General features: G+C 70.5%; 16 protein-coding genes and 1 tRNA gene. 9 read left to right on the top strand and 8 right to left on the bottom strand.

The genetic code is table 11. From position 1 onward, the window contains the following. Positions 1-368: 368 nt before the first annotated feature. From FKN01_RS22485 to FKN01_RS22475, 3 genes are all read right to left on the bottom strand, one after another. Positions 369-1,379 (bottom strand): sporulation protein, encoded by a 1,011-nt coding sequence (locus FKN01_RS22485; RefSeq protein WP_143623412.1) that lies wholly within the window; start codon positions 1,377-1,379, stop codon positions 369-371. Positions 1,380-1,911: 532 nt separating this feature from the next. After that, positions 1,912-1,985: transfer RNA gene (locus FKN01_RS22480), tRNA-Pro, on the bottom strand. A 95-nt stretch (positions 1,986-2,080) separates the two neighbouring features. After that, complete coding sequence (locus tag FKN01_RS22475) at positions 2,081-3,022, bottom strand: metallophosphoesterase (protein ID WP_143623410.1); 942 nt, start codon at positions 3,020-3,022, stop codon at positions 2,081-2,083. Positions 3,023-3,101: 79 nt separating this feature from the next. On the opposite strand from FKN01_RS22475, the gene FKN01_RS22470 reads away from it, so the two are divergent. Further along, positions 3,102-3,566: a GatB/YqeY domain-containing protein gene (locus tag FKN01_RS22470; protein ID WP_143623408.1), complete on the top strand. Its 465-nt coding sequence runs from the start codon at positions 3,102-3,104 to the stop codon at positions 3,564-3,566. 101 nt (positions 3,567-3,667) lie between these two features. Here FKN01_RS22470 and FKN01_RS22465 read toward each other — a convergent pair whose 3' ends face one another. Next, positions 3,668-5,908 carry a transglycosylase domain-containing protein gene (locus FKN01_RS22465; RefSeq protein ID WP_143623406.1) on the bottom strand — a complete coding sequence of 747 codons (2,241 nt, stop codon included), beginning with the start codon at positions 5,906-5,908 and terminating at the stop codon, positions 3,668-3,670. A 519-nt stretch (positions 5,909-6,427) separates the two neighbouring features. Between FKN01_RS22465 and FKN01_RS22455 the strand changes: the two genes are divergently transcribed. Then, the gene (locus FKN01_RS22455) at positions 6,428-6,781 is read left to right on the top strand and encodes a WhiB family transcriptional regulator (RefSeq protein ID WP_185992948.1); all 354 of its coding nucleotides are present in this window, start codon (positions 6,428-6,430) and stop codon (positions 6,779-6,781) included. 43 nt (positions 6,782-6,824) lie between these two features. On the opposite strand, the gene FKN01_RS22450 is transcribed toward FKN01_RS22455, so the two are convergent. Beyond that, positions 6,825-8,150: an ArsA family ATPase gene (locus tag FKN01_RS22450; RefSeq protein ID WP_260696983.1), complete on the bottom strand. Its 1,326-nt coding sequence runs from the start codon at positions 8,148-8,150 to the stop codon at positions 6,825-6,827. Next, positions 8,147-9,136 carry an ArsA-related P-loop ATPase gene (locus tag FKN01_RS22445; protein WP_143623404.1) on the bottom strand — a complete coding sequence of 330 codons (990 nt, stop codon included), beginning with the start codon at positions 9,134-9,136 and terminating at the stop codon, positions 8,147-8,149. Before FKN01_RS22445 ends, FKN01_RS22450 begins: the two co-directional genes overlap by 4 nt. A gap of 82 nt (positions 9,137-9,218) precedes the next feature. Between FKN01_RS22445 and FKN01_RS22440 the strand changes: the two genes are divergently transcribed. The 4 genes from FKN01_RS22440 to FKN01_RS22425 all read left to right on the top strand — a co-directional run bounded on the left by FKN01_RS22440 (position 9,219) and on the right by FKN01_RS22425 (position 11,759). Continuing rightward, a complete protein-coding gene (locus tag FKN01_RS22440) occupies positions 9,219-9,377 on the top strand; it encodes a DUF4177 domain-containing protein (protein WP_003991873.1) in 159 nt (52 codons plus the stop codon). Continuing rightward, the gene (locus FKN01_RS22435; RefSeq protein ID WP_143623402.1) at positions 9,377-9,847 is read left to right on the top strand and encodes a RidA family protein; all 471 of its coding nucleotides are present in this window, start codon (positions 9,377-9,379) and stop codon (positions 9,845-9,847) included. The genes FKN01_RS22440 and FKN01_RS22435 overlap by 1 nt, the downstream gene beginning before the upstream one ends. A gap of 125 nt (positions 9,848-9,972) precedes the next feature. Further along, positions 9,973-10,932, top strand: coding sequence for an NUDIX hydrolase (locus tag FKN01_RS22430; RefSeq protein WP_143623400.1), 960 nt, complete (start codon positions 9,973-9,975; stop codon positions 10,930-10,932). Next, entirely contained in the window at positions 10,929-11,759 is an 831-nt protein-coding gene (locus FKN01_RS22425; protein ID WP_143623399.1) for an MBL fold metallo-hydrolase, read from the top strand. Before FKN01_RS22430 ends, FKN01_RS22425 begins: the two co-directional genes overlap by 4 nt. A gap of 52 nt (positions 11,760-11,811) precedes the next feature. Here the strand turns inward: FKN01_RS22425 and FKN01_RS22420 are convergent, their stop codons facing one another. Then, a complete protein-coding gene (locus FKN01_RS22420; protein WP_014046869.1) occupies positions 11,812-12,486 on the bottom strand; it encodes a Crp/Fnr family transcriptional regulator in 675 nt (224 codons plus the stop codon). Positions 12,487-12,739: 253 nt separating this feature from the next. On the opposite strand from FKN01_RS22420, the gene nth reads away from it, so the two are divergent. The 3 genes from nth (at position 12,740) to FKN01_RS22405 (ending at position 15,739) form a co-directional block, all read left to right on the top strand. Continuing rightward, positions 12,740-13,669, top strand: coding sequence for an endonuclease III (gene nth / locus FKN01_RS22415; RefSeq protein ID WP_143623397.1), 930 nt, complete (start codon positions 12,740-12,742; stop codon positions 13,667-13,669). Between the two features lie 62 nt (positions 13,670-13,731). Next, a complete protein-coding gene (locus tag FKN01_RS22410) occupies positions 13,732-14,445 on the top strand; it encodes a CoA pyrophosphatase (protein WP_143623395.1) in 714 nt (237 codons plus the stop codon). 88 nt (positions 14,446-14,533) lie between these two features. Continuing rightward, the gene (locus FKN01_RS22405) at positions 14,534-15,739 is read left to right on the top strand and encodes a MarP family serine protease (RefSeq protein WP_143623393.1); all 1,206 of its coding nucleotides are present in this window, start codon (positions 14,534-14,536) and stop codon (positions 15,737-15,739) included. A gap of 36 nt (positions 15,740-15,775) precedes the next feature. Here FKN01_RS22405 and FKN01_RS33320 read toward each other — a convergent pair whose 3' ends face one another. Next, complete coding sequence (locus FKN01_RS33320) at positions 15,776-15,979, bottom strand: hypothetical protein (RefSeq protein WP_143623391.1); 204 nt, start codon at positions 15,977-15,979, stop codon at positions 15,776-15,778. Positions 15,980-16,014 lie beyond the last annotated feature (35 nt).

Raw genomic sequence — 16,014 nt, 5'->3', positions numbered from 1 at the left:
GCTTTCGGCAAGCGTCGCGCGGTCGGTGCTGCGCATCGAGGCAGTGGCCGACGTGGCGGCGATCAGGGCGAGTACGGGGGAGTGGGCTGGCATGGCGGGCTCCCGCGGGGGAGGCGATATCGCTGTATCCCCAAGCCCGGAACCTGCGGTGCCGTAGAGCCGGAATCCGCAGTGCCGTAGGGCCGGAATCCGCAGTGCCGTAGGGCCGGAATCCGCAGTGCCGTAGGGCCGGAATCCGCACTGCCCTAGAGGCGGACCCGGTCGACGCTCCCGGCCCCGTGCTCCGGATGGCCCGTGTGGCTGTACGGGCGCGATTCCGTCCCGTTGCGGGCCCAGGAGGTGTGCGGATGAGGCCTCGTCAGGCTGGGTCAGCCCTCGTCGCCTTCCTCCTCGTCGCCCTCGAAGAAGTCGCCGATCTCGTCGACGGCCTCGGCCGCGACCATGCCGCCGACGACGCCGACCGCGAGGCCCGCCGCGCCCGCCGCGATCGCGGTGCCCATGCCCGGACCGGAGCGGTGCCCGTGGTCGTCGCGGTGGTCGCCGTGGTGGTGGTCACCGTGGCTGAAGTCGGCGTGGGAGCCGTACGAGGAGTGCGCTCCGTGGGAGGCGCGGTGCTCGACGAGCCGGCGGATCCAGCCATCGGCCTCGGCGTTCCAGTCGGTCTGCTCGACGCCGTGGTGGCTGACCGTGTAGCGGCCGAGGGTGTCGTGACCCTCGGAGAAGAAGCCGCCGCGCTTGTCGGCCTCCAGGATCACCTCCAGGCCGGCGGGTCCGGAGAGGAAGGTCACCTCGATCTCGTTGACCTGGTGTGCGTACTGCGGAGGCGGTGCGAGCTCGATCTCCTGGTAGAAGGGCAACTGCTGACCGGTTCCCCGGATGTGCCCGAGCTCGAGGTCGGCCGACTTGAAGCCGAACCCGAGCTGGCCCAGGGCCTCCAGGATCGCCTCCTGCGCGGGCAGCGGCCGCACCGCGAGCGGGTCCAGGTCGCCCTTGTCCTTCGCGCCGGCGACACCCAGCTCGGTCCGCACACCGAGGGCGATGCCCAGGCCCTGCCCGTACAACTCGGTGATCGGCGTCTCCCATGGCAGCGGGAAGGAGAACGGCACGCTGCGCTGCTCGCCCTCGGCGAGGGGGAAGCCCCCGCCCACCACGTGTTGATGGAAGACGACCACGCCCTCGGACTCACCGTCGTGATGCTCGGCCTCGACGCGGGCCACGAGCTCCAGGGTGATGTGCTCGATGGTGAAGTCGGCGTTCCCGCCCTCCAGGTGCACCTGGCCGCTCAGGGTGCCACCGGGCGTCACCGCGCCGGAATCCAGCACGGTGTCCACCGAGGGGCCGCCCACGCCGAGCGAGCCGAGCAGACGCTTGAACACCATGTGGCGTTCACTCCTTCAGATAGCTTGCCTGGTTCAGCACTTGGGCCGGACGACCTCCGGCCATCTACATGCGCGTAGAAGCATAGGGGGGAAGTCCGTCCCGGAATCAGCCGGAGACGTGCCGGGCGCGCAGATTCGGACAGCGCGCACCCGTCGTCGGCTGGAGAGGGGTGCGAAAAGGCGGCGTCGGACGACATGCGTGTGCTCGGGGACGCGTCCGGCGAGGTCCTGGAACGGGCGGCGGCCGTGACCTTCGGGCTGCTCGCCTCCCCGGTGCGTCCGCGTATCCCCCGGGCCCCGGCGCAGGGCGAGAACGATGTGGCACGCCTGACGGCAAGGGTCGGCGGAGCGCCGTCCACGATCGGCCGGCACCTGTCGGCGCTCAAGCGATCCGGGCTCGGTAGCGCGCGCGGGGACGGGCGGCGGCATGCGTACCGCTCTGCGGGGGCCTCCGCCTCCAAACGATCTACAAAACCAGTCAGGGGTCTGATTCGATCTCTCGAATCAGACCCCTGACCTGGTCTTACAGCTGTCGGGGTGGCGGGATTTGAACCCACGACCTCTTCGTCCCGAACGAAGCGCGCTGCCAAGCTGCGCTACACCCCGATCGCCGCCGGTCTCCCGGCGACATCGACAACTTTAGCCCACCGGCGCCCGGAGACGAAATCCGGTTGTTGTCGTGATCGGCGGGAGCGGCCCGGTCAGGCGTCCCGGGGCGTCAGGGTGAGCAGGGTCGCCTCCGGGGGGCAGGCCACGCGGACCGGGGCGTAGCGGCTCGTACCGCAGCCCGCGGAGACGTGGAGGTAGGAGCGGTTGCCGCCGCAGTAGTGGGTGGAGAGGCCCTTCACGCGGTCCGTGTCCAGGTCGCAGTTGGTGACCAGGGCGCCGTAGAAGGGGATGCAGACCTGGCCGCCGTGGGTGTGACCGGCGAGGATCAAGGGGTAACCGTCCGTGGTGAACGCGTCCAGGGAGCGCAGGTAGGGGGCGTGGACCACGCCGATCGAGAGGTCGGCGCCCGTCTCGGGGCCGCCGGCCACCTCGGCGTAGCGGTCGCGCTTGATGTGCGGGTCGTCCAGGCCGGTGAAGGCGAGCTCCAGGCCGTCCAGCTTGAGGCGGCCTCGGGTGTTGGACAGGTTGAGCCAGCCCGCCTCGTCGAAGGCGTCGCGCATCGGCTCCCACGGGTTGTGGACGGCGCCGGTCGCCGGGGCGTTGCCGTTGAGCCCGTGCTTGCCCGACGCCTTCTCGAAGAGATAGCGGACCGGGTTGCGCAGCTTGGGGCCGTAGTAGTCGTTGGAGCCGAACACGTACACGCCCGGGAGCTCCATCAGCGGGCCGAGGGCGTCCAGCAGCTCCGGTACGGCCTCGGGGTCGGAGAGGTTGTCGCCGGTGTTCACCACGAAGTCGGGGCGCAAACCGGCCAGGGACTGGAGCCAGGCGCGCTTCTTGCGCTGTCCGCTGACCATGTGCACGTCGGAGACCTGGAGGACGCGCAACGGGCGCGCCCCTCGGGGAAGCACCGGGACAGTGACCCTGCGCAGGCGGAACGAGCGGACTTCGAAGCCTGCCGCGTAGGCGAGACCGGCGGCGCCGGCCGCGGCGGTGACCGCCGTGATTTTCAGGGGTACTCCGTAGCGTGCGCGCATGCGCCCATCGTCGCAGACGCCGTCCGCCCGCAGGAAAACAGGCGGGCGCCGGGCGCCCCGCACCTGCCACAATCACCACATGACCACGCTCAAGTCCAAGCTCAAGGAAGACCTCACCACGGCCATGAAGGCGCGTGACGAACTGACCTCGTCCACGCTCCGGCTGACCCTGACCGCGATCACGAAGGAAGAGGTCGGCGGCAAGACCGCCCGCGAACTCTCCGACGACGAGGTGCAGAAGGTGATTGCCAAGGAGGCCAAGAAGCGCCGTGAGGCCGCCGATGCCTTCGCCAAGGGCGGCCGGGCCGAGCAGGCCGAGCGGGAGAAGAAGGAGGGCGAGATCCTTGAGGCGTACCTCCCCCAGCAGCTGAGCGACGAGGAACTGACCGCGATCGTGGCCTCCGCCGTCGACGAGGCGAAGGCCGCCGGGGCCGAGGGGCCGCGCGCGATGGGCGCCGTCATGAAGATCGTCAACCCGAAGGTGGCGGGGCGCGCCGAGGGCGGCCGGGTGGCCGCCACGGTGAAGAAGCTCCTCGCGGGCTGAGCGAAGGCCGAGCCGGCCGCGTACCTACGAGGGCGGGGCGCCCGGATGATCCGGAGCGCCCCGCCCTCGTCTGTGCGTCTGTGCGTCTGTGCAACGGCCGATCAGGGGCCGTTCGTACCGCCACCGTTCTGACCGCGGCCGTGGCCGTTGTCGCCGCCGAGGATGTCCGGCGGGATGCTGATCCCGGGGAACGGGTTGTCGTCGCCGGGCTTGTTGTCGCCCGGCTTCTTCTTGTCCCGGTCCCTGTTCTTGTCCTTGTCCTCCCTCTCCTTCGCCCGCGGTACGTCGACCGGGTTGAAGGACGGGGTCTCGGACGAGCTGAGGGAGCCGGTCATCGCCGTCTTCCAGATCGGTCCGGGCAGGCAGCCACCGCAGACCTTGTCGTAGTACTGGCCGCCGATGACGATGTTGGACATCTTGTTCTGGCGGGCGCCGTCGCTGCCGACCCATACCGCCGTGGACAGGTTCGGTGTGTAGCCGACGAACCAGGCGTTCTTGCGCTCGTCGGTGGTACCGGTCTTGCCCGCGTTGTCCCGGTCGCTGAGGCCGGCCTGCGTACCGGTGCCGTCCTCCACGACGCCCTTGAGCATCTGGTTGATGGTGTCGGCCGTGTGCTCGCTCATCGCGCGGTTGCACTGCGACTTCGGTACGTCGATCGGCTTGCCGTCCGGCTTGGTGACCGAGAGGAGCGCGACCGGCGTGCAGTACGTGCCGCGGTTGGCGAAGGTCGCGTAGACCGAGGCCATGGCCAGCGGGGTCGACTCCTGGCTGCCGAGGGTCGTGGTGGGGACCTGCAGGAGCGGCTTGTTGTCACCGCGGTCGTAGCCGACCTTCTTGGCCATCGCGAGCGTCTCGCAGAGGCCGGTCTGCTGCTGCAGCTTGGCGAAGTAGGTGTTGATCGACTTGCCCAGCGCGCTGGTCATGTCGAACATGCCCTTCTCGGTCTCCGTCTCGTTCCCGACCTCCCACGGCTTGTCATCGGCGGGGGCGCCGTCGCAGGTGCGGAAGGCGTCGGCGGGAAGAGTTATCGAGGAAGGGGTGTCGAAGGTCTGCGCCGGGCTGATGCCCTTCTCCAGGGCCGCCGCCGCGGTGATCGGCTTGAACGTCGAACCGACCTGGAAGCCGACGTAGCTGCCGCCCATCGCGTGGTCGACCGAGAGGTTCAGCATGGTCTGGTGCTTGGAGGAGTCGAGGCCGTACGGGCGGGACTGGGCCATCGCCAGGATGCGTCCGGTGCCGGGCTGGACCTGGACGACCGCGTCCGCGACCTTGTCGTCCGCGTTGACGCGGGAGACGGCGGCCTCGTTGGACGCGGCCTGCGACCTCGGGTCCAGGGTCGTCTTGATGGTCAGCCCGCCGGTCGCCCAGAGCTTCGCGCGGTCCTTCGCGGTCTTGCCGAAGGCCGGGTCGCTCTTGACGATCTTCGAGACGTAGTCGCAGAAGAACCCGGCGCCGCTGACGGCGGTGATGCAGCCGTTCCGCGGTCGCTTGACCTTCAGCTTGATCGGGGTGTTCTTGGCCTTGTCCGCCTCCGTCTGCGAGATCTTGCCGATGTCCGCCATCCGCTGGAGCACGGTGTTGCGGCGCTTGGTCGCCTCCTCCGTGTCGTTGATGGGGTCATAGCGGCTGGGCGACTGCACGATCCCGGCCAGCAGCGCCGCCTCCTCCAGCTTCAGGTCCTTCGCGGACTTGGAGAAGTAGCGCTGGGAGGCCGCCTCGACGCCGTACGCCTGCTGCCCGAAGAAGGTGATGTTGAGGTAGTTCTCCAGGATCTTCCGCTTGCCGAGCTCTTCCTCGACCTGGATCGCGTACTTCAGCTCCTGGACCTTGCGGCCCAGCGTCTGCTGGGTGGCCTCGGCGACCTTGGCCGGGTCGTCGCCGGCCTCCTCCACGAAGACGTTCTTCACGTACTGCTGGGTGAGGGTCGACGCGCCTTCCGCCGTACCGCCCGCCTGGACGTTGCGGTTCAGCGCGCGCAGGATGCCCTTGAGGTCGACCGCGCCGTGCTCGTAGAAGCGGGCGTCCTCGATCGCGATGATCGCGTCCTGCATGTAAGGGGAGATGCTCGTGAGCGGCACCACCGTGCGGTCACGCGAGTAGACCGTGGCGATCAGGCCGCCCTCGCTGTCGAGGATCTTGGTGCGCTGGCTGAGCGGCGGGGTCTTCAGGTTGGCCGGGATCTCGTCGAACCCGTCGACCGTCCCCTTGGCCGCGAGGCCCAGTGCTCCGGCCGCCGGCAGCGCGATGCCCGCCAGGACGACTCCGGAGAGTGCGGCGACACCGAGGAACTTGGCGGCCTGCTGGGTCGTGGTGAGACCCCCGCCCGAGCGCTTCTTTGGCATGGGGGCAGCCTAATCCGTAGATATGAGCGTTCCGTAGGACCGGGGGCCCCTCGGAGCGTTCGCGTACCGGACCGTGACATTTCAATCCGGCGTGGTTGCCGCACAGCGGCTGCTGGACCTGGTGGCATGGCGGCGCGAGGCGGCTACGTTCCCATTCGCCGGACACACGGATATGCCTTGGCCTAAGCTGCTCTCAACTGTCACAGCAGTCCGGTTCCGCATCAACCCCCGTGCACGATCAGGCCACACATCCGGCGCTCCCGAATTCGCCCCGTGTGTCACCGAATGTCCGATGTGGTTCTGGCAGACTGTCCTGATTTTGACAGGATGGTCCCGCATGTCCTCACCTCACTCCCCTGGGTGATCTGCCGTTTACGCATAGTCCGTTCGGGCCATTCAAGATTGGGCCCGAAGGGGGTGTTGTGCTGTCGCCACCTTCCGTAACGTCCTCAACTGGCAGCGGTGAATATGCCGCTGCCGCCGTGGGGGAGCCTCGATTCGGGAGAGGACGGCGCCGGGATGGGCTGGGTAACCGACTGGAGTGCGCAGGCAGCCTGCCGCACTACTGATCCGGATGAACTGTTCGTACAAGGGGCAGCGCAGAACAGGGCCAAGGCGGTGTGCACCGGATGCCCGGTGCGGACCGAGTGCCTGGCCGACGCGCTGGACAATCGCGTCGAATTCGGCGTGTGGGGCGGGATGACCGAGCGGGAGCGCCGCGCGCTGCTGCGCAGGCGGCCGACGGTGACGTCATGGCGCCGGCTGCTGGAGACGGCCCGGAGCGAATACGAGCGCTCCTCGGGCCTCCTGCCCGTGGCGATCGGGCTGGAGGACGGCGAGGAACTGCACGAGACGTTCGCCGCCGTCGGCTAGTCCTGGCGGTCCGTACGTTGTAAGGCTTACGTGGCACGAGGGGCTAGGCGGCTCCGGCCGGTGCTGAACCGGTCGCGAGGCGGTCTCCGATGGCTCGCAGGCCCGAGAGGTCATGGACGTCTCCGGGCAGCGCGGCCACGGCGGTCACGGCCACCTCGGGGTGCAGCGCGGTGAAGCGGTCGCGTGTGTCCTGTTCGCGCGCGACCACCTGCATCCGCTCCGCATGCAGACGGAGCAGGCCCGCGGTCAGTTCTTCGGTGGTGACGGCTGCCGTGCTGTCGGGCCGGGGCCCTGGGTCCGTGGCGCGTGCGTGCCCGGCCGTGGGGGAGTCGGCGGGCTCACCAAGTCCAGCTTTCCCTGCCGCCTGATCGACAATGCCGCCGGTTTCAAGATTTTCTGCGTCAAGCTTCTCCGCGGCGGCGAGCGCCTGCCCGGCGGAGAGTCGCGCCGCATCGCTGTCGTGGACCCGGTTGAGCACCAGCCCCGCGAGCGGCATGGCCTCCGCGCCCAGCCGTTCCACGAAGTACGCCGCCTCGCGCAGGGCGTCCCGCTCCGGCGTCGCGACGACGAGGAACGCCGTACCGGGTGCCTGAAGAAGTTTGTACGTGGCGTCCGCCCGGGTACGGAAACCGCCGAACATGGTGTCCATCGCCGCGACGAACGTCTGTACGTCACGCAGGAACTGACCGCCCAGCAGCTTGCCCAGCGTCCCGGTCATCATCGACATGCCCACGTTGAGGAACTTCATCCCCGCCCGGCCGCCCATCTTCGCCGGGGCCATCAGCAGCTTGATGAACTTCCCGTCCAGGAACGACCCCAAACGCTTCGGGGCGTCCAGGAAGTCCAGCGCGGACCGCGACGGCGGAGTGTCCACGACGATCAGGTCCCACTCGTCCCGCGCCCGGAGCTGCCCCAGCTTCTCCATCGCCATGTATTCCTGCGTGCCCGCGAAGCCGGCCGACAGCGACTGGTAGAAGGGGTTCTCCAGGATCGCGCGGGCCCGCTCGGCGTCCGCGTGCGCCTCGACGATCTCGTCGAAGGTGCGCTTCATGTCGAGCATCATGGCGTGCAGCTCACCGGAGCCCTCGATGCCCTTCACCCGGCGCGGGACGTTGTCGAGCGAGTCGATGCCCATGGACTGGGCGAGTCTGCGGGCCGGGTCGATGGTGAGGACGACGGCCTTGCGGCCGCGCTCCGCCGCCCGCACCCCGAGGGCCGCGGCGGTGGTCGTCTTGCCGACGCCGCCGGAACCGCAGCAGACGATGATCCGGATGCCCGGATCGTCGATCAGGGCGTCGGTGTCCAGAGCCGGTACGGGAGCGGACGCGCCGGCCCGGGCGTCCTCGTCCGCCTTCGTGCGCGCTGTCATGCACCCGCCCCTCGTCCGGATCCCGTTTCGCCCACGCCCTGAGCGCGCAGCGTGGCCGCCAGGTGGTCGAGCCCCGCCCGGTCCACCCCCTCGCCGATCAGCGGCAGTTCGCACCCCGGCAGACCGAGCCCGGCCAGCACGGTGCGCTGCTCCCGCTCCAGCGCGACCCGCTGGGTGTGCTCGGCGGCCTGCTCGACCAGCGGGCGTACGAGCCCCGCCGCGCCGGTCACGCCCGCCCGCGTCAGCGTCTTGGCGATCTCCTTGCGCCGTCCGCCCACCGCGGCGCCCAGCGCGTCCCCGTCCAGCAGCTGCGGGCGCACCATGTTCACGATGACCCGGCCCACCGGCAGCTCGGCGGCGCGAAGCTCCGCGATGCCGTCCGCGGTCTCCTGGACCGGCATCTCCTCCAGCAGCGTCACCAGATGCACCGCGGTCTCCGGGGACTTCAGCACCCGCATCACGGCCTGTGCCTGATTGTGTATCGGGCCGATCCGGGCGAGCCCGGCCACCTCGTCGTTCACGTTGAGGAAGCGGGTGATGCGGCCGGTCGGCGGGGCGTCCATGACCACGTAGTCGTAGACGAACCGGTTCTGCCGGTCCTTTCGGCGGACCGCCTCGCACGCCTTGCCCGTCAGCAGGACGTCCCGCACACCGGGCGCGACGGTGGTGGCGAAGTCGATCGCGCCGAGCTTCTTGAGCGCCCGGCCCGCGCTGCCGAGCTTGTAGAACATCTGGAGGTAGTCGAGGAGCGCCAGCTCCGCGTCAATCGCGAGCGCGTAGACCTCGCCGCCGCCCGGAGCGACGGCGATCCTGCGCTCCTCGTAGGGGAGGGGGTCCGCCTCGAAGAGCTGGGCGATGCCCTGCCTGCCCTCGACCTCCACGAGGAGGGTGCGCCTGCCCTCGGCCGCGAGGGCGAGCGCGAGGGCGGCGGCGACCGTGGTCTTACCGGTACCGCCCTTGCCGCTGACGACCTGGAACCTGCTCACGTATTCGAGCCTAACCAGTCGCACCGCAGGCTACGCACGAGGCTGCGCGTGCCCTGGATTGCGCAGGCATTACAGTCGGGCCATGACCAAGTGGGAATACGCGACCGTGCCCCTTCTCGTGCACGCGACCAAGCAGATTCTGGACACCTGGGGCGAGGACGGCTGGGAGCTGGTCCAGGTCGTTCCCGGCCCGAACAACCCCGAGCAGCTCGTGGCGTACCTGAAGCGGGAGAAGCAGTAGTGGCGGGCACCGTCGAGGCGAAGCTGGCCGAGCTCGGACTGCCGCTGCCGGCCGTGGTGCCCCCGCTGGCCGCGTACCAGCCGGCCGTGCAGTCCGGGGTGTACGTGTACACGTCCGGCCAGCTGCCCATGGTCGACGGCAAGCTGGCGGTGACCGGCAAGGTCGGCGCCGAGGTCACGCCCGACGAGGCCAAGGAGCTGGCGAAGACCTGCGCGCTGAACGCCCTCGCCGCCGTGAAGTCGGTCGTGGGCGACCTGGACCGGATCGCGCGGGTCGTGAAGGTCGTCGGCTTCGTCGCCTCGGCCACCGACTTCACCGGTCAGCCCGGTGTGATCAACGGCGCGAGCGAGCTGCTGGGCGAGGTCCTCGGGGACAAGGGCGTGCACGCCCGCAGCGCCGTGGGTGTCGCCGTGCTGCCGCTGGACGCCCCGGTAGAGGTCGAGATCCAGGTCGAGCTGACCGGAGCCTGACCCGTACCGTCTCCCTCCCCTGATCCCGTCCGGCCGTGTGGCCCGGGCGGGATCTTGTGTGTACACGCCATACACGGATTCGGGGACCCCTCGAACATCGACGCGGTTCCGGATAGCCTCCGGCCATGTCCAATGGTCAGTGGTACCCCCCGGAATGGCCCGGCCGGATCAGGGCCCTCGCCGCAGGCGAGCTGACGGCCGCCGAGCCCCGGCGGGCCGCCACCGTGATGCTGCTCCGGGACGACGCCACCGACACCGGGGGCGCGCCCGCCGTCCACATGCTGCGCCGGCGCACCTCGATGGCCTTCGCCGGAGGCGCGTACGCCTATCCGGGTGGCGGCGTCGACCCGCGCGACGACGACCGGCTCGTCCGCTGGGCCGGGCCCGCGCTGGAGACCTGGGCGCACCGGCTGGGAGTCGGCACGCCGGCCGAGGCGCAGGCGATCGTGTGCGCCGCGGTGCGCGAGACGTACGAGGAGGCCGGGGTCCTGCTGGCCGGTCCGACACCGGAGACCGTCGTCACCGACACCACCGGTGACGACTGGGAGGCCGATCGCGCGGCGCTGGTCGCCCGGGAGCTGTCGTTCGCCGCGTTCCTGGAGGGGCGTGGGCTGGTGCTGCGCTCGGACCTGCTCGGCGCGTGGGCGCGCTGGATCACGCCGGAGTTCGAGCCGCGCCGCTACGACACGTGGTTCTTCGTCGCCGCGCTCCCCGAGGGCCAGCGCACCCGGAACGCCTCGACGGAGGCCGACCGCACGGTGTGGATCACGCCGGGCGACGCGGCCGACGGATACGACCGGGGCGAGCTGCTGATGATGCCGCCGACCGTGGCGACGCTGCGGACGCTGCGGCCGTACGCCACCGCCGCGCAGGCGCTGGAGGCGGCGCCGGACCAGGACCTCACCCCCGTACTGGCGCAGGCGCGTCTGGACGGGGACGAGCTGGTGCTGAGCTGGCCGGGGCACGAGGAATTCACCAAGCACGTTTCCACCGCCGCGACGGACGAAACACCCGCCGGGGTGAGATCCGGCGGGGAGGCCTCCGGTGTCGCGAGTGCGCCCGGCGCGGAAGGCGGCACGGCATGAGCGACGCGGCGGCGCTGCCCGGACAGCCGCGCGGCGGTGTGCTGTCCGGTCCCGCCACGGCCCGTACGGTCAATGTCCTGGCGCCCAACCCCTCGGCGATGACGCTGGACGGGACCAACACCTGGGTCGTCGCCGAGCCGGACTCGGACCTGGCGGTGGTCATCGACCCGGGCCCGCTGGACGACGGCCACCTGAGGGCCGTCATCGACACCGTCGAGCGCGCGGGCCGCCGGGTCGCGCTGACGCTCCTCACCCACGGCCACCCCGACCACGCGGAGGGCGCGGCGCGCTTCGCGGAGCTGACCCGGACCAAGGTGCGCGCGCTCGACCCGGAGCTGAGGCTCGGTGACGAGGGCCTGGGCACCGGCGACGTGATCACCACCGGCGGCCTCGAAATGTACGTGGTGCCGACGCCGGGCCACACGGCGGACTCGCTGTCGTTCCACCTGCCCGCCGACCAGGCGGTGCTGACCGGGGACACGATCCTCGGACGCGGGACGACGCTGGTGGCGCACCCGGACGGGCGGCTCGGGGACTACCTCGACTCCCTGCGGCGGCTGCGCTCGCTGACGGTGGACGACGGGGTCCACACGGTGCTGCCCGGCCACGGACCCGTGCTGGACGACGCGCAGGGGGCGGTCGAGTTCTATCTGGCCCACCGCGCGCACCGGCTGGCCCAGGTGGAGACCGCGGTGGAATCGGGCCACCGGACCTCGTCCGAGGTGGTGGCCCATGTCTACGCGGACGTGGACCGTTCGCTGTGGCCGGCGGCGGAGCTGTCGGTGCGGGCGCAGCTGGACTACCTGGCCGAGCACGGGCTGATCTGACATGCGTGAGGGGCCCCGCCGATGCCGGTGGGGCCCCCCACGACGCGACGGGTCAGCGCGACCGCTTGGCCAGCCGCTCCACGTCCAGGAGGATCACCGCGCGGGCCTCCAGCCGGAGCCAGCCGCGGCCGGCGAAGTCGGCGAGGGCCTTGTTGACCGTCTCGCGGGACGCGCCGACCAGCTGGGCCAGCTCCTCCTGCGTCAGGTCGTGCACCACGTGGATGCCTTCCTCGGACTGGACGCCGAAGCGGCGCGACAGGTCCAGGAGGGCGCGGGCGACGCGGCCGGGCACATCGGAGAAGACCAGGTCGGACATCTGGTCGTTGGTCTTGCGCAGGCGCCGGGCGACGGCGCGCAGGAGTGCCGTGGCCACCTCGGGGCGCGCGTTGAGCCAGGGCTGGAGGTCGCCGTGGCCGAGGCCGAGGAGCTTGACCTCGGTCAGTGCGGTGGCGGTGGCGGTGCGCGGGCCCGGGTCGAACAGCGAGAGCTCACCGATCAGCTCGCCGGGGCCGAGGACCGCCAGCATGTTCTCGCGACCGTCGGGGGAGGTGCGGTGGAGCTTCACCTTGCCCTCGGTGACCACGTAGAGGCGGTCGCCCGGGTCACCCTCGTGGAACAGCGCGTCACCGCGCGCGAGGGTCACCTCACTCATCGAGGCGCGGAGCTCCGCGGCCTGCTCGTCATCGAGCGCCGCGAAAAGCGGGGCGCGCCGCAGAACGTCGTCCACGAGTTCTCTCCTTGTCGGCCTGTTCAGGGAACCGTGGTCCCCATCATGCCGGACGGTAAAACAGTGCGATCAATCACAAACCAGTTTGACGCACGCGCGTGCCGAGGGGTACGGCAGGGGGCCGATTGGGGGCGGATCACCCGTGACCGGGGCGGATGTCAGTGCCGGGCTCTAGGCTGGCCGGGTGTCCGAATTGCCGGTGAGAGCGCAGGCCAAGGGGGTTGATGGGGTGTCGCAGGGCCGTGATTCCGCTGTGGGCGAACAGGGTGCTGGCAAGGGGAGGAATCTGAGGAAAACGGCGGAAAGCAGCTCCGGGCAGACGAAGAGCCGGTCCGCCGGCCCCGGCTCGGCCAGGCGGGCGAAGCCCGAGGAGGCCGGGGCGTCCGAAACCGCCGGGCCGAAGAAGCGGCCGGGCCGGCCGGAATCGCATCTGGCCATGGTCCGCCGGGCCCGCCGGATCAACCGCGAACTCGCCGAGGTCTACCCGTACGCCCATCCGGAGCTGGACTTCCGGAATCCGTTCGAACTGCTCGTGGCCACGGTTCTCTCCGCCCAGACCACCGACCTGAGGGTCAACCAGACCACGCCCGCCCTCTTCGCCGCCTACCCGACCCCCGAGGACATGGCCGCCGCCGTTCCGGAGGAGCTGGAAGAGCTCATCCGGCCGACGGGCTTCTTCCGGGCCAAGGCGAGGTCTCTCCTCGGCCTGTCCGCCGCGCTCCGCGACGACTTCGGCGGGGAGGTGCCGGGGAGGCTCGCGGATCTCGTCAAGCTGCCGGGGGTCGGCCGCAAGACGGCCAATGTCGTGTTGGGCAATGCCTTCGGAGTGCCTGGAATCACCGTGGACACCCACTTCGGGCGCTTGGTCCGGCGGTGGAAGTGGACCGAGCAGGAGGACCCGGAGAAGGTCGAGGCGGAGATCGCGGCGATCTTCCCCAAGAGCGAGTGGACCATGCTCTCGCACCGCGTCATTTTTCACGGACGCCGTGTCTGCCATGCCCGCAAGCCCGCCTGCGGCGCCTGCCCGATCGCCCCGCTGTGCCCGTCGTACGGTGAGGGCGAGACGGACCCGGACAAGGCCCGCAAGCTGCTGAAGTACGAGCTGGGCGGCCGGCCGGGCCAGCGGCTGAACCCGCCGCCGGATTACCCGGGAAGCCCGGCACCTCCCCTGGGCGCCGACTGACGCGGACCGCCGCTGCGGAACGAATCGCGGGACGACGGGCGTTGTGAGACGGAGGGGTGCCTATGAAGACGCATGAGACCGGCACGGAGCACGGTGGGGCGGACGGCCCCGCGGTCATGGTTTCGGAGGAGGGCCTGCCCGACTGGCTCGACCCCGTCGTCCGTGCCGCGCGTACGGTGCGGCCGCAGCAGCTCAGCCGCTTCCTGCCGCCGGAGAACGGGGCGGGACGCCAGTCGGCCGTGCTCGTCCTGTTCGGCGAGGGCGCGCGCGGCCCCGAGCTGCTCCTGATGGAGCGTGCCGGGAGCCTGCGCTCCCATCCCGGCCAGCCCTCGTTCCCGGGCGGCTCGCTCGACCCGGAGGACGGCGACGAGGCGACGACCGGACCGCTCAGGGCGGCTCTGCGCGAGGCCGAGGAGGAGACCGGCCTCGATCCGCGCGGGGTGCAGATCTTCGGTGTGCTGCCCCGTCTCTACATCCCCGTGAGCAGCTTCGTGGTGACGCCGGTCCTCGGCTGGTGGCGGACGCCCAGCCCGGTCGGTGTGGTCGACCCGGGCGAGACGGCGCGGGTCTTCACGGTCCCGGTGGCGGATCTCACGGACCCGGCCAACCGGGCGACGGCCGTCCACCCCAGCGGCCACCGGGGACCGGCGTTCCTGGTCGAATCGACACTCGTCTGGGGGTTCACGGCCGGCGTGATCGACCGGATTATGCACTTCGCGGGCTGGGAACGCCCGTGGGACAGAGCCAGACAGGTGCCGCTCGACTGGCGCGCATGACAGGCTGACCTCCGTGCTCCGCCGATCCGGGACCGCCCGGACCGCGGAGACGTACGGGCCCGGTGACGAATCTGCGAGGCTATAGACGGTGAACGTGCTGGACATCCTGCTGCTGGCCGGAGCCGTGTGGTTCGCGGTCATCGGCTACCGCCAGGGGTTCGTCGTCGGCATTCTGTCGGTGATCGGGTTCCTGGGCGGCGGTCTCGTCGCCGTTTACCTTCTGCCGGTCCTCTGGGATCGGATGACGGACGGTTCGGAGGTCTCATCCACCGCCGCCGTCGTCGCGGTCGTCATCGTGATCGTGTGCGCGTCGGTCGGCCAGGCGTTCACCACCCATCTGGGAAACAAACTCCGCCGGCACATCACGTGGTCGCCCGCACGCGCCCTGGACGCGACCGGCGGCGCCCTGGTCAACGTGGTGGCGATGCTCCTGGTCGCCTGGCTGATCGGCTCGGCCCTGGCGGGCACCTCGCTGCCGACACTGGGCAAGGAGGTCCGCAACTCCTCGGTCCTGCTGGGCGTCTCCCGGGTGATGCCGCCGCAGGCGTCCACGTGGTTCACGGACTTCTCCTCGGTCCTCGCGCAGAACGGCTTCCCCCAGGTCTTCAGCCCGTTCGCCAACGAACCGATCACCGAGGTCAGGGCCCCCGACCCGGCGCTGGTCGGCAGCCCCGTCGCCGCGCGCGCCAAGCAGTCCATCGTCAAGGTCGTGGGCACGGCCCCGAGCTGCGGCAAGGTCCTCGAGGGCACCGGGTTCGTCTTCTCCGACCGCCGGGTGATGACCAACGCCCACGTCGTCGGCGGCGTCGACGAGCCGACCGTGCAGATCGGCGGCCAGGGACGCCTGTACGACGCGAAGGTCGTCCTCTACGACTGGCAGCGCGACATCGCCGTACTCGACGTTCCGGACCTCGATGTGAAGCCCTTGCAGTTCACCGGTCCCGACAGCGATGCGGAGACGGGCGACAGCGCCATCGTCGCGGGCTTCCCGGAGAACGGCTCGTACGACGTGCGCTCCGCGCGCGTACGGGCCCGTATCGACGCCAACGGCCCCGACATCTACCACCGGGGCACGGTCCGCCGGGATGTGTACTCGCTCTACACCACGGTCCGCCAGGGCAACTCCGGAGGCCCGCTGCTCACCCCCGAGGGCAAGGTGTACGGGGTCGTGTTCGCGAAGTCGCTCGACGACCCGGACACGGGCTACGCGCTGACGGCGGACGAGATCCGCGACGACATCGCGCAGGGCCGTGCGGCCAACCAGCAGGTCGACAGCCAGGGATGCGCGCTCTGAAGGTCTCCGGACGGCCCGTGCGGGACCGCCGGCGTGTCAGCTGCGGGGATGGCGCAGCCGCGCCGAGACCCAGCGGGCCCTGCGGCGGAGGATGCGTGAGATGCCGAGCCGAGGATCATGCATGACGTGCAAAGCGTGCACCCGGCCCGGAAGGCCGTCCCCCTCGTGAATGCCCGGAACCGCCGTGGCGGTCGAGCGACGGTTGCGTGCTGCGTCACCGAAGTCGTGCGTCCAGCCCATACCCGGACGTCTGCCCGTGCCTCATGGTCCGTAAC

The sequence above is a fragment of the Streptomyces sp. 130 genome (assembly GCF_007096885.1).
In the GTDB taxonomy this organism is placed as follows: Bacteria; Actinomycetota; Actinomycetes; order Streptomycetales; family Streptomycetaceae; genus Streptomyces.
Note: the sequence above shows the minus strand (reverse complement) of the source record. Positions and strands in the feature narration are given on the sequence as shown.